Here is a 12,867-nt window from a genome sequence, read left to right as displayed (position 1 = left end):
GTAGGGAGAGGGCCGCGCCGAGCGCCGGCCCCGCGGCGGCGAGTTGGGCGGATCTCATGACTGTTCCCCTTGGCTCCGACTGCGGCGGTGCCCGTGGGACGGGGCGGACGGCTCAGCCGGATGAGCGCGGTGCGCGGCAAGCGGGACGGGCCCAGGGGACGTCAGTTCTCGGCCGCCACCTTGTTCAGCACCGTGCCCTTGAAGTCCGCCGCGAGATATCCGGACGAGCTGTAGTCGTCCGTGAGGTAGACGTTCACCGTGGGGACGTCCTCGAAGACGGGCCCGCGGACGATGACATAACGCATCGTCGGCTCGCTGATGCCCAGCTCGCGGTTGGCCCGGCTGATCAGCGTCGGCAGCTTGTCCCACGTGACCTTGCTGACGTCGACCGGTCCCTCGTCCGTGCCGATCACCGTGCCGCCCGGTCCCTGCTTCGACGCGCGGCCGTCGCGGTACTCGTAGCGGTCGTACTTCTTCCGGCTGCCCTTCACCGGGACCTGGGCGATCGCGTACTCCTCGTACACGACGAGTTCGAAGAACTTCGTGGTGTGCGCCGTGGTTTCGAGTGCCTTGATCACCTCGCGCACGCCGGCGGGCGTCAGCAGGTCGGCGGACTTCTGCGACGGCGGCAGCGCTGCCTTGTCCGGCTGTTCCGTGCCCGTGTCCGTGTCCGAGCCCCCGCCGGGCGTCCGGTCCTTCTCCGAGCCCGAGGCACCGCCCGTAGCGGCCGGGGCCTTCCCCGCCGAGTCCTTCTCCCCGTCACCGCCACCGGGAAGGACCTGGAACAGCAACAGCGACACCGCGGTGATCGCCGCGGCGGCGCCGACGACGACGGCGATCCTTCTGCCGCGCTCCGGCCTGCGCGCGGCGGCCTGGGGCCCGGTGGCCGGCTGGGGCGTGTGGCCGAGCAGCAGTGTGGAGGGGTGCGGCGGACCGAAGGTACCGAGTGGTGCACCCGGTGGAAGGTCCTGCACCGCGCTGACGGAAGGCGCGTTGACGGAAGGCACGTTGCCGGGTGCCGCGTTGACGGAAGGCGCGTTGTGGGGCGGCGCGTAGGAATGAGCCGCGGGCGGTGGCGGCGCCCCGCCGGGAACCTCCCGCGCGGCGCCGTCGAGCATGGCCGCGAGCCGTTCCGCGTCCGGACGCGCGGCCGTGTCGCGTACCAACAGGGCGTTCAGTACGGGAGCGAGCGCTCCGGACCGCACCGGCGGCGGAATCGGCTCGTCGAGGACCGCGACCAGGGTCGACAGACTCGTGCCGCGGCGCAGCGGATGCGTGCCCTCCAGAGCGACGTAGAGCAGCATGCCGAGCGACCACAGGTCGGAGGCGGGGTTGCCCTCCTCGCCGCGGATGCGTTCGGGAGCGATGTATTCGGGCGAGCCGATGAGGTCACCGGTCGCGGTGAGACCGGCGGACTCGCGCAGCGCGGCGATGCCGAAGTCCGTCAGCACCGGACTGCCGTCCCGGCGCAGGAGCACATTGGCGGGCTTGACGTCCCGGTGCTGGATGCCCGCGCCATGGGCCGCGCGGAGCGCGGACAGCACGCCCCGGCCGACGCCGAGCGCCTCGGGGACGGTCAGCGGACCGCGCGTGAGCCGGTCGTGCAGCGACTCACCGTCCACCAGCTCCATCACGATCCACGGGTAGGGGACCTCGGGACCGTCCACGATGTGGAAGATGGTGACGACGTGCGGGTGGGCGATACGGGCGAGCGCCCGGGCCTCGCGCAGGACGCGCTCACTGAGCATGCGTGCCCGGGCGGGGTCCGACTCCTCCACCGCCGGGTCCGCGGGCCGCACCTCCTTCAGCGCCACTTCGCGGTGCAGAACGATGTCGCGGGCCCGCCACACGGTGCCCATGCCGCCGCTGCCAAGCCTGCCGAGCAGTTCGAAACGGCCGTCGACGATGCGTCTGCCGGCCCCCCTGGTGTCCATGGCCGGTCAGCTTACGAGGCCGGGGCCGGCCGTAAGGAATCGCATCGGGCATCGGCGGGCAGTCCCCGGCGCCGATCGGCGTCGCGGGCGTTCCCGTCGGCGGGGAACGCGCATCGGACACGGCCCGTCGTACGGCGCGCGGGGACGGCCGTCTGTGCGGACGGCGGTCCGGGTCGAAGAGGGCGAACCGTCATGGCCGGTGGCTGCCGACGTAAAATTGCGGGAGCGAAGTCCGCGCTCGGACAACGACTCGGGACCCGCGTGAGGTGCGCGCCTCAGGTGGTGAGTCCGGGCCGGCGGGCCTTCGAGGAGGCCATCGATGCCGCACCGTCTGTTCCACGATCGCCGTGACGCCGGCCGTGAGCTGGCCGGGCTCCTCGGGCACATCGACGATCCGGAAGTGATCGTTCTGGGGTTGCCGCGCGGCGGCGTCCCGGTGGCGTACGAGGTCGCCCTTTCCCTGGGCGCCCCGCTGGATGTCTTTCTGGTCCGCAAACTGGGCGTTCCCGGTCATGAGGAGGTCGCGATGGGAGCGATCGCCGGCGGTGGCGTGACGGTGCGCAACGACAACGTCATCCGCAGCCTGCGCATCTCCGACGAGGCACTGCGAAGCGTGGCGGAGCGCGAGGGCCGCGAGTTGCTGCGGCGGGAAGAGGCATACCGGGAAGGGCGTCCCTGGCCCGAACTGACCGGCAGGCCGGTCGTCCTGGTGGACGACGGCCTGGCGACGGGCGCCAGCATGAAGGCCGCCGTCCGCGCGCTGCTGGACCAGGGGCCCTCACGCGTCGTCGTCGCGATACCCACCGCACCGGCCTCCGCCTGCCGGGAGTTGAGGGCCCTGGTCGACGAGGTCGTGTGCGCCACGACGCCGTTCCCGTTCTCCGCCGTGGGGAACTCCTACGCCGACTTCGGGCAGACGACGGACGGCGAAGTACGGGAACTGCTGCGCGCGGCGCGGGATCCGGGTCGGGCCCGGCCGGCTCGGCGTACCCGTCCCGGAGGGCCGGGGGGCGCCGAGGGCGGCTCGGGGGCGGGGAACGAATCTCCGTCGTAGGCCTCGGCCCACGTGCGAGCAACTCCGCCGCGGCCGATGCCTCTTCCGGCCAGGCCCGGACCGCAGCGCGCCGGCGTCAGCGCACGCGTCCCCGTGCCTTCAGGGGTGTCGGGGGCAGCGTCGGCGCGGGGAGCGGCGCTCCGTCGTAGCCCTTCACCTCACCGAAGCGGGCCCCCTCCATCCATCCCTGGCGGGCGTCCTCGATCTCCTGCTGGGACCGCCCGATGAAGTTCCACCACATGATGATCTCCTCCTCGAACGGCTCACCGCCCAGCAGCATCAGACCGGCGTCGGACTCGGCGCGCAGGGGGAGTTCGGTGCGGCCGCAGCCGAGGTAGAGCATCGAACCGGGCATGAGGGGCACACCGTCGACGTGCGCCTCGCCCGACATGGCGAGCACGGCGTACTCGAAGTCGGGGTCCAGCGGCAGGTTCGCCTCGGTGCCACGGGTGAGCGCCAGGTCCGCGCCGACGATCGGGCTGTACGTCGTGCCGGGTGACGTGGCGCCGTCGAGGGAGCCGAGGACGACCGTGGCGGTGAGTCCGGGCGCGGTGACGAGGGGCAGGTCGGTGTAGTGCTCGAAGTCCGGCTCCACATGGCGGTGGGCGTCCGGGAGCGCCACCCAGAGCTGGGCGCCGTGCAGGAAGCGGGCGTGCGGCCGGGGGCTCTCCTCGGAGTGGCTGATGGCCCGGCCCGAGGTCATCAGGCCGAGCTCGCGCGGCCGGATGGTGGCGAGGCTGCCGGTGCTGTCGCGGTGGAGCACCTCACCGTCGTGCAGCCAGCTGACGGTCTGGAGTCCCATGTGCGGGTGCGGAGGCACCTGCATCCCGGGTTCGTCGGCGATGTCGTCGGGACCGTAGTGGTCGACGAAGGCCCACGCACCGACCATCCGGCGGCCGAGGTTGGGCAGCAGCCGGCGTACCTCGGTGGACTCACCGAGCGGTACACGACGGGGACTGAGGAGCTCACGGACGGGCTCGGCGACGACGAACCCGCGACCGCCGCAGACGGAGAGGGTGGCCTGACGATCGAGATTGCTCATGACGCTCAACCTATTCCTGTACGAGCGGTGGCGGTCTGCCCCCACGCATCCCAGAGTAGTGGAATGTTCAACCATCTTGCTCTGTTGACCCCACCACAGAGACAGGACACAGGGCCCGAGGAGGAGAGCCGATGAACGACACCTACTACGAGTTCGGCACCGCCGCCGAGCGGTGGGACCGCGCGCAGCTGTTCTTCGGCGCCAAGGAGTACCTGACGGCCGCCCGGATCCTGCGGGGGCTCGTCGCCGAGGAGCCGCGGCAGGTCGCGCAGCGGCTGCTGCTCGCGCGCTCCTACTACCACTCCGCCCAGCTGCAGCGCGCCGAGACCGAGCTGCGCGCCGTTCTGGAGCTCAGCCCCGTCGAGCACTACGCACGGCTGATGCTGGGGCGGACCCTGGAGCGCCAGGGAAGGACCGCCGACGCGGCCCCGCATCTGCGGATGGCGGCCGCGATGTCCGGGGAGTGAGCGCCCGGGCCCGGCAGGTCAGGCGAGCAGCCAGGTGATGAGCGACAGGGACGCCATCGACAGCAGTGTCGACAACAGGATGGCGTCCCTGGGCAGCTCGGTGTTCAGCCGGTACTCGGACGCGAAGATGAAGGCGTTCTGGGCGGTGGGCAGACCCGCGCACAGCACCACGGCATACAGCTCGGGCCCGCCCAGCCCGAACACCCAGCGGGCGAGCACATAGGCGACGAGCGGCTGGACCACGATCTTCAGCGCCACGAGGACCCGGCGTTCGGTCCGGGCGGTCGTGTCGGGTCCGTCCGCCCGGGTGGTGAGGGACATTCCGAGAGCGAACAGCGCTGCGGGGACGGCCGCTCCGCCGAGCATCTGCACGGGAGTGATCAGGGGGTCGGGCAGCCGCCAGCCCATCAGCGCGACGGTCACACCGGCCGCGGAGGCCGCGATGATCGGATTGCGCAGCGGCAGACGCAGTATGCGCTGCCGGCGCTCGCGTGCCCCGCTCCCCGCGTCGACGTCGATCAGTACGAGGATCACCGGCGTCACGAACAGGGTCTGGAACAGCGCCGCGGCGATGAAGAACGAGGCGTCGTCGAGGACGTGCACGGCGATCGGGATGCCGAGGTTCGCGGAGTTGACGTAGGCCCCGGCCATCGCGCCTATGGTCCGGTCGGCCCGGCGCCTGCGGAACACCCGGCGGCCGAGGAGCAGGCCGAGCGAGAACACGAGGACCAGGCTGAGCGCGAAGACGGCGACGCCGGGGCTCACGAGATCCGAGACCTGGGACCGCGACAGGGTCAGGAACAGCAGCGCCGGCATGGCGAACGTGAACGCGAACCGTCCCAGCACGCTCTGCGCCTGGGTGCCGAGCACCTGGGTCCGGCCGGCCGCCCAGCCGACGGCGGTGATCACCCAGATGGGCAGAAAGCCGGAGAGCACGGTCACCGCGCCAGCATGCCCGACGACGATCACGGGCCCGCGGCCGCCCCCGGGACAGCGAGGGCGGCGGGCGGCATGGCGCCCGAACCGTACGACGCCTTCTCTATGCGGGGACCTTCTGCATGCGGGGGCGAGCCGGACCGGGGCCGCGGGGCTCAGCTGCGGTGGCTGAGCACGTTGACCACCCGTCCGTTGGGATCGCGTACGAAGAAGCGGCGTACGCCCCACTCCTCGTCCCGCAACGCGTGCACGATCTCCGCTCCCCGCTCGACCATCGCCGCGTGCACGGCGTCCACGTCGTCGACCTCGATGCTCATGTCGGCCTCGACCGGCGCGGTCTCGTCGTGGGTGGCGAACGAGATCTGGGCCGTGGGGTTGCCGGGTGACGCGAGCGTCATGACCCAGCCGAGGTTCATCACTTCTTCCAGGCCGATGAGGCCGTAGAAGTCCCGGCTCTCGGCGAGGGACGCGGTGTGGATGTCGGGCACCACGCGGCGTACGGACATGGGTGGTTCCTTCCTGGGCTGAGGCGGGTGCCGGGGCCCGGACCGGTCACCGGCGCCGGGCCGCGCGGCCGCGACCGGCGGACGGAGCTCGGTCGCGGAGTTCGGGCAGGGTCAGCCGCGGTAGGTCTCCATCAGCCGCAGCCACACCTCGCTGATCGTCGGATACGCGGGCACCGCGTGCCACAGCCGGTCGAGCGGCACCTCTCCGACCACCACGACGGTCGCCGAGTGCAGCAGCTCCGTCACGCCGGGGCCGACGAACGTGACACCGAGAACGATCTCGCGGTCCAGGTCGACCACCATCCGGGCGCGGCCGCGGTAGCCGTCGGCGAACAGACCCGCGCCCGCGACATCGCCGATCTCGTAGTCGACGGCACGCACCCGGTGTCCGGCCGCCTCGGCCTCGGCGAGCGAGAGCCCGACGGCCGCGGCTTCGGGGTGGGTGAACACGACTTGCGGGGCGCCCGCCACGTCGGCGGTGGCGACGTGCGCGCCCCAGCGGTCCGTCTCCAGAAGGGGCACCTGGCTCGCCCGGGCCGCGATGGCCGCCCCGGCGATACGCGCCTGGTACTTGCCCTGATGGGTCAGCAGCGCGCGGTGGTTGACGTCACCGACGCCGTAGAGCCAATCGCTCCCCTCGACCCGGCAGGTGTCGTCGACCGAAAGCCACGAACCCGGCTCCAGGCCCACCGTCTCGAGGCCGATGTCCTCGGTCCGCGGTGCCCGTCCGGTCGCGAAGAGGATCTCGTCGGCCTCGATACGCTCCCCGCTGTCCAGCACCACCCTGACGGGGCCCGTCCCCCCGGTGCGCTCGACCGACGCGACCTCCACGTCCGTGCGGATCTGCGCGCCGGCCTCGGTGAGGGCCTCCGCGACGTGCTCGCCCACAAAGGCTTCCATCTTGGGCAGCAGTCCGACGCTCCGGATCAGCATGGTCACCTGGGAACCCAGTGCCTGCCAGGCGGTGGCCATCTCCACCCCGACGACTCCCCCGCCGACGACGATCAGCCGTCCCGGCACGGTGTGGGAGCTGGTCGCCTCACGGCTGGTCCACGCCTTGGCGCCGGCCAGGCCGGGCACATCGGGCAGAACCGCGCGGCTGCCGGTGCACACGGCGACCGCGTACCGGGCGGTCAAGACATGGTGCTCGCCCTCGGGACCGTCGACCACGACCTTCTTGGGGCCGTGGAGGCGGCCCTGGCCCCGGTAGAAGCGGGCGCCCGTCGATTCGAGCCAGCCGACCTGGCCGTCGTCCTTCCAATGTGCGGCCTTCTCGTCCCGGTGGGCCAGCACGGCCTCGGTGTCCAGCGGCCCCTGCACCGCCTGGCGCAGACCCGGGACCAGGCGCGCCTCCGCACGGGCGGTCACGGGGCGCAACAGCGCCTTGCTGGGCATGCACGCCCAGTACGAGCATTCGCCGCCTGCCAGCTCACTCTCCACGACCGCGGTGCTCAGGCCCGCTGCCCTCAGCCGGTCCACCACGTTCTCGCCGGTGGGGCCCGCGCCCAGCACGACGACGTCGAATTCCACAGCTTCCGTCATGAAGGCCAGTCTGGTCGTGGGTGTGCGTCCTGGCCACATGGGCAGGGGCAGGAATAGCAAGGCCCCGGGCAGGGTTGTCGTGGGGCAGCTGACGGACCGGGGTGTTCCTCCGGGACGGCACACCAGCGAACATCAGGGAGAGGTAGTACGTCATGAGCACTGTTGAGCTCACCAAGGAGAACTTCGATCAGGTCGTGAGCGACAACGACTTCGTCCTGATCGACTTTTGGGCGGACTGGTGCGGCCCCTGCAAGCAGTTCGCCCCGGTGTACGAAGGTGCCGCCGAGCGTCACTCCGACCTGGTCTTCGCCAAGGTCGACACGGAGGCCCAGCAGGAGCTGGCCGCCGCGTTCGAGATCCAGTCCATCCCGACGCTGATGATCGTCCGCGACAACGTCGCCGTCTTCGCCCAGCCCGGCGCTCTCCCCGAGGCCGCGCTGGAGGACGTCATCGGCCAGGCGCGGGCCCTCGACATGGACGAGGTCCGCAAGTCGATCAAGGCCGCCGAGGCCAAGGCGGCGGGAGCGGACGGCGCGGCCGAGGCCTGACACGGCCCTGCTCCGTACGAGGCGCGGCCTCATCTGTGGTCCCGGCCGGACGGCCGGGACCACAGTCGCGTCCGGGCCCGCGCGGCCGGGACGTCCTGCCGGCTGCGCGACATCACCGCGGGCGGCGGGCTGCCCGCAGCGCGGGCCACGGTTCGGGCGGCGTCGTCCGCGGTCGTGCCGTCAGAGGCTCTTCGGCTCGACGACGCGCGCCGAGAGGCCGTAGTCCAGCTCCGCGCCGTCGACCAGCAGGGCCTCGACGGTCCGCGTGGCGGGGTCGATGTCGGCCTCGACCCCCTGGCCCACGTACCGCGGATAGCCCGACTCACCGCGGTCACCCGTCGCCGCGACGATGGCCGACCGGATGGCGGCCCCGGCCAGGGAGGCATGATCGTCGCCCTCGATGTGCTCGGGCACCACCAGGATTTCGAAGCGCTGCGGATCGCTGGTCATGCACGTGACGCTAGCCACCCGCCGCCCCGGGCGCACGTCGTCCGCCGGTCCGCCGGTGTGCCGGGTACGCCGGAAGGACGGACCGGGTCAGCTGGATTCGCGGTGCACGGCTCTCGCGCCCATCAGGTCGTGGATCTCCGGCTCCTCACCCGGCTCACGGACCATGCCGTCGACCAGTTCGGCCAGCCGGCGGCCGGTCACCATGTCGATGTGCACCGTGCTCAGTCGCGGGCGCAGGAGCCTGCCCAGCAGCAGATCGTCCGCGCCGATGACGGCGGTAGCGCCCGGGACATCGATGTCTTCGTCCTGGAGGGCGCGCATCAGGAGCTGGGCGTGCTCGTCGTTGTACGCGTACACCGCGTCCAGTTCCAGCTCCCGCCAGCGGGCGGCGAGGGCGGCGGCCGACACCTCGTCGTACGACAGGGGCAGCGGCTCGATGCGGGCGCCGGTGACGGCGGCCGCCCTGCGGGCGCCTTCGAGCCGCGGTTCGGAGAAGAGCTCCAGACCCGGCTCCTCGGGCATCACGACCCCGATGGCCCGTCGGCCGCGTGCGACCAGGTGCGACACCGCGCAGCTGCCGATCTCGCTCTGGTCCATGACGAGCGAGTGCGCGCCCTCGACCCGTCGCGGGCCGAGGGTTATGACGGCCTTGGCACCGGAGCGTTTGAGTACGTCGACGCTGTGGCGGGTGAGGGCCACCTCGCCGAAGGAGACGACGGCGACCGGCCGCAGCTCCGCCCAGGCCCTGGCCGCCTCGTCGCCCTCGAGTCCGAGGCTGCCGTACTGAACGACCGTGTAGTCGAGTCGGCGCAGTGCCCACTGGAGTTCGTTGAAGAACTGGCTGTAGAGGGGCCCGACGGGGACGTGAGCGGTCGGCAGCAGCACCATGCGGGTGTGCCCGGCGCGCAGACTGCGGGCGGCGGCGTGGGGGACGTATCCGAGTTCTTCGGCGGCCTCACGGACACGTCGGCGGGTGGGCTCACTGATGCGCACGGCCGAGGTGTTGTTGAGCACGTACGAGACGGTGGCCCGGGAAACTCCGGCCAGCCGGGCGACATCGGCGCTGGTGGGAACGGGGCGTTCTGCGGACTGCTTGGGTGTCTGGCTCATCGCCCTCGGCATCCTTCCAGAACGGCACCGAACGCCGTCCGGTGGATGGCCGGAAACGAGCGCCAGAAAGGGTTTACACGCGTCAGTGACACGCGCCATCCTCGGTCGGCACCCCCGCTTCGTCACCTCGTCCGGAGGGCAGTGTGGCCGCACGGACTCCCGGCTCCGCCGGCTCTGCGGCCGGTATCGGCCGTGCGGCTCCGCAAACCCCTCGAAACCGGACCGCGGAAATCCGCGGGAAGCCCTTGATCGCGGCGGGTCGCGACGAGCAGCGCGATGTAAGCGCTCTCGGGCGGCTTCCCGGCGGTTCGCCACGGGCTGCCCGTCGGGGAGATCCATCCGCCCCGGAACGTGGCCGAGTTCGGTCTGATCTTCGGCCCGAACTCCCGTGTCCCGACGGCCGGTTCGCGCGTCCGGCGTCGCGTGCCGGGCCGACACGCGACCGGCCCTGCGGTCGCGGATCGGTGCGGCCCTGCGGTCGCGGATCGGTGCGGTCCGGCGTCGGACGCGGATCGGCTCGGGTCCGGCGCCGAGTGCCGGGGCGGCACGGGGCCGGCCTGCGACCGCGGATCGGCTCGGCGTCGGGTGCCGGAGCGACGCGGTCGGCGCAGCTCGCGGCCCTCGGTCCGTCTCCGCGGGACCGGTCCCGCGGTCGCAAATCGCCGCGGGTCCGCGTCGGCTCGGGTCGGCCCGGTGGCAGCCGCCGCACAGGTTCGAGGCCGGCGTCGGACGCGGGTGGCGGGGAACCGGCCCCGCGGCCGCCGCATCGGCTCGGTCCGTCCTCGGCGGCCGGAGCCCGATCCATGCCCGGCCCCGGATCGGGAAGCCGCCGTACCGCCGGGCTGTTCTCGACCACAGCGCTCCGCCCCGGCATGAACCACCCGATCCGTTGCACCAGTTCGACGCATGCACCCCCTTCGACTGCCCACCGCCCCGCACCGGAAAGGCATCACTGTGCAGCTCCACACCACGACCTGGGGGACGGGCGACCGTCTCGCGCTGCTCGTCCACGGCATCATGGCCGACCACCGCACCTGGCGGCGGGTCGGCCCCGCACTCGCCGCGCGCGGCTACCGCGTGCTCGCCGTCGATCTGCGCGGTCACGGTGCCAGCGGCCGAGCGGAGCGCTACACGCTCCAGGACCACGCGGACGACCTCGTGGAGACGCTGCCCACCGGCGCGGAGGTGGCCATGGGTCACTCGCTCGGCGGTCTGGCCCTGTCGAGGGCGGTACGGCAGCTGGCGCCGGAACGAGCCGTGTACGCGGATCCCGCCTGGCATCTGCCGGACGGCGACGACGGGTACCGTCCCGACCTCTTCGCACAGGCCAAGACGCTGACACGGGAGCAGATCCGGGCCGCCGGTCCCCGCTGGGACGAGGTGGACGTCGGTATCGAGCTGGAGACCCTGCGGGTCTGGGAGGAGGGGACGGCCTACGGTCTGGCCGGCCTCGCCGGCACGGATCTGCTGCCGGCCGAGCCCGTCGTACCGTCGCTCGTCATGCTCGCGGACCCGAGCTTCCTCGTACCCGCCGAGCGGGCGGAGCTGCTCACCGCGCGCGGCTTCGAGGTGCGGACGGTCCCCGGGGCCGGGCACACCATCCACCGCGACGACTTCGACGGCTTCATGGCGGCGCTGGACGGCTGGGTCTGACACGCGGCGTACTCGGGTTCCCTGTGTCGGGCCGGCGCGGGCAGCAGGTCCGCGCGGCTCCGGGCGACGCGCCTTCGTCGCGCGCTCGCGCAGCTGCCGCACCCACCAGGGACCCCCGGACCGGCGAGACTCTACCGTGGGCGCGTGACGATCTTCCGCGGTTCCTCCGACTCCTCCGACGACCTCGCCCGGCCCGGCCGCAGCGGCCCGGGCGCGACGACCGAGGCCGACCCCGCAGAGGTGGGCCCGGTCCGCACGTCGTACGCGCCGGACCGCGACGGTGACCCGGACCCCGGCGAGATCGTGTGGACCTGGGTGCCGTTCGAGGAGAACGACGGTCGCGGCAAGGACCGCCCGGTGCTCGTCGTGGCCCGGGAGCCCGCCGGCACACTGCTCGCCGTGCAGCTCTCCAGCAGGCGGCACGACCACGACCGCGAGTGGGTGCCGATCGGCGTCGGCCCGTGGGACAGCGCGGGCCGGGAGTCGTGGGTCGACCTCGACCGTGTGCTGCGCGTCCACGAGAGCGGTATGCGCCGTGAGGCCTGCGCGCTGCCGCGGCCGCGGTTCGATGCGGTCGTCGCGCGGCTGCGGGAGCGCTACGGCTGGAGCTGACCTGGAGCTACCGGCAGGGGCCCGGCGCCACGGCTGGAGCTACCGGCAGGGGCCCGGCGCTACGGCTGGAGCTACTGGCAAAGGCCCGGCGCTACGGCCGGAGCTGACCGGCGAAGGCCCGGCGGAAGGCCTCCAGGGTCGACCCCTCCGGCGTACGGTCGAGGACCGCGAAGACGACGTGCTCGAAGTGACCCGCGAAACGGCCGTCCGCGGTGAGCAGCGCGTGGAACGCGCCCGCCACCGCGCCCGGGTCGTTGCGGAACACTCCGCAGCCCCAGGCGCCCAGCACGAGCCTGCGGTAACCGGTCGCGACGGCCGTCTCCAGGACCCGTTCGGCGCGGGCCGCGAGGGCTGCCGGGATGCGGTGGGCCTGCTCGGGTGTGCGACGGGTGATGACCCCGGCGTTCGGTGCGGGCGAGGTGAGGAAACCGGCGGTGTACGGCGCGTCGAGCAGCTGTCCGCGGTCGTCGCGGAAGACCGGGACGCCAGGGGAATGAATGACCCGGTCGGAGTAGAACGGATCGCGGTCCGCGCGGTGGTGGGCGTAGTACTCGGGGGCGCGCAGCAGCGTGCTGTAGAGGGCGGAGGCCCGGCACAGCGCCTCCTCCTGGGCCTGGGCGCCGTTCAGAAATCCGCCGCCGGGGTTGCGTGCCGAGGCGAAGTTCAGCACGGCGACCGGTGCGGCGTCCGCCGCGGTGAGGCGCTGGGCGGCCTGGGTGCTGCTCTCGCCGGTGACGTCGAAGACCGTCGTACGGTCGCTGTCCGGGGTGACGGGCACGCTCTCGGGCCCGTACATCCGGGTCCCTTCCAGGGCGGCGGCCAGGTCCGGAGCGATCACCACACGGCGTCCGTCGGACGCGAAGTAGTGGCCGATTTCAACGATCTCCTGGGTGTGCTTGGCGATCCCCCGCAGTCGTGCACTCATGCGCCACATCGTGGGTGAGCGGCGACAGCTGGGGCAATCGGTTTATGTGCGCCACACGGGCCCCAAGGGCACTCTTGTGCGAACCTGC

At 72.4% G+C, this 12,867-nt stretch carries 13 protein-coding genes; 5 read left to right on the top strand and 8 right to left on the bottom strand.

The genetic code is table 11. The annotated features are described in order from the left end of the window. Positions 1-161: 161 nt before the first annotated feature. Positions 162-1,934: a serine/threonine-protein kinase gene (locus tag OHA05_RS32275; protein ID WP_328862493.1), complete on the bottom strand. Its 1,773-nt coding sequence runs from the start codon at positions 1,932-1,934 to the stop codon at positions 162-164. Between the two features lie 319 nt (positions 1,935-2,253). Here OHA05_RS32275 and OHA05_RS32270 point away from each other — a divergent pair, with 319 nt between their 5' ends. Then, complete coding sequence (locus OHA05_RS32270) at positions 2,254-2,988, top strand: phosphoribosyltransferase (protein ID WP_328862492.1); 735 nt, start codon at positions 2,254-2,256, stop codon at positions 2,986-2,988. Between the two features lie 76 nt (positions 2,989-3,064). Here the strand turns inward: OHA05_RS32270 and OHA05_RS32265 are convergent, their stop codons facing one another. Next, positions 3,065-4,030 carry a pirin family protein gene (locus tag OHA05_RS32265; RefSeq protein ID WP_328862491.1) on the bottom strand — a complete coding sequence of 322 codons (966 nt, stop codon included), beginning with the start codon at positions 4,028-4,030 and terminating at the stop codon, positions 3,065-3,067. Positions 4,031-4,161: 131 nt separating this feature from the next. On the opposite strand from OHA05_RS32265, the gene OHA05_RS32260 reads away from it, so the two are divergent. Continuing rightward, complete coding sequence (locus OHA05_RS32260; protein ID WP_327677901.1) at positions 4,162-4,497, top strand: tetratricopeptide repeat protein; 336 nt, start codon at positions 4,162-4,164, stop codon at positions 4,495-4,497. Between the two features lie 18 nt (positions 4,498-4,515). On the opposite strand, the gene OHA05_RS32255 is transcribed toward OHA05_RS32260, so the two are convergent. The 3 genes from OHA05_RS32255 to OHA05_RS32245 form a co-directional block, all read right to left on the bottom strand. Continuing rightward, positions 4,516-5,439, bottom strand: coding sequence for an AEC family transporter (locus OHA05_RS32255; RefSeq protein WP_328862490.1), 924 nt, complete (start codon positions 5,437-5,439; stop codon positions 4,516-4,518). A 149-nt stretch (positions 5,440-5,588) separates the two neighbouring features. Then, positions 5,589-5,939, bottom strand: coding sequence for a VOC family protein (locus OHA05_RS32250; RefSeq protein ID WP_313942719.1), 351 nt, complete (start codon positions 5,937-5,939; stop codon positions 5,589-5,591). 111 nt (positions 5,940-6,050) lie between these two features. Continuing rightward, a complete protein-coding gene (locus OHA05_RS32245; RefSeq protein ID WP_328862489.1) occupies positions 6,051-7,481 on the bottom strand; it encodes a dihydrolipoyl dehydrogenase family protein in 1,431 nt (476 codons plus the stop codon). Positions 7,482-7,633: 152 nt separating this feature from the next. Between OHA05_RS32245 and trxA the strand changes: the two genes are divergently transcribed. After that, a complete protein-coding gene (trxA, locus tag OHA05_RS32240; protein ID WP_313942721.1) occupies positions 7,634-8,029 on the top strand; it encodes a thioredoxin in 396 nt (131 codons plus the stop codon). A gap of 180 nt (positions 8,030-8,209) precedes the next feature. Here trxA and OHA05_RS32235 read toward each other — a convergent pair whose 3' ends face one another. Continuing rightward, on the bottom strand, positions 8,210-8,479 hold the full coding sequence (locus OHA05_RS32235) for a hypothetical protein (RefSeq protein ID WP_313942722.1): 270 nt from the start codon (positions 8,477-8,479) through the stop codon (positions 8,210-8,212). Between the two features lie 87 nt (positions 8,480-8,566). Next, the gene (locus tag OHA05_RS32230; protein ID WP_313942723.1) at positions 8,567-9,589 is read right to left on the bottom strand and encodes a LacI family DNA-binding transcriptional regulator; all 1,023 of its coding nucleotides are present in this window, start codon (positions 9,587-9,589) and stop codon (positions 8,567-8,569) included. 954 nt (positions 9,590-10,543) lie between these two features. Here OHA05_RS32230 and OHA05_RS32225 point away from each other — a divergent pair. Together OHA05_RS32225 and OHA05_RS32220 are read left to right on the top strand one after the other, a co-directional pair. Further along, complete coding sequence (locus tag OHA05_RS32225) at positions 10,544-11,242, top strand: alpha/beta fold hydrolase (protein ID WP_313948784.1); 699 nt, start codon at positions 10,544-10,546, stop codon at positions 11,240-11,242. Between the two features lie 144 nt (positions 11,243-11,386). Continuing rightward, positions 11,387-11,854, top strand: a complete 468-nt coding sequence (locus OHA05_RS32220) for a type II toxin-antitoxin system PemK/MazF family toxin (protein WP_328862488.1) — start codon at positions 11,387-11,389, stop codon at positions 11,852-11,854. A gap of 91 nt (positions 11,855-11,945) precedes the next feature. On the opposite strand, the gene OHA05_RS32215 is transcribed toward OHA05_RS32220, so the two are convergent. Then, complete coding sequence (locus OHA05_RS32215) at positions 11,946-12,779, bottom strand: TIGR02452 family protein (RefSeq protein WP_328862487.1); 834 nt, start codon at positions 12,777-12,779, stop codon at positions 11,946-11,948. Positions 12,780-12,867 lie beyond the last annotated feature (88 nt).

The organism is Streptomyces sp. NBC_00306, assembly GCF_036169555.1.
GTDB lineage: Bacteria > Actinomycetota > Actinomycetes > Streptomycetales > Streptomycetaceae > Streptomyces > Streptomyces achmelvichensis.
This window is presented reverse-complemented; position numbering and strand designations above follow the sequence as displayed.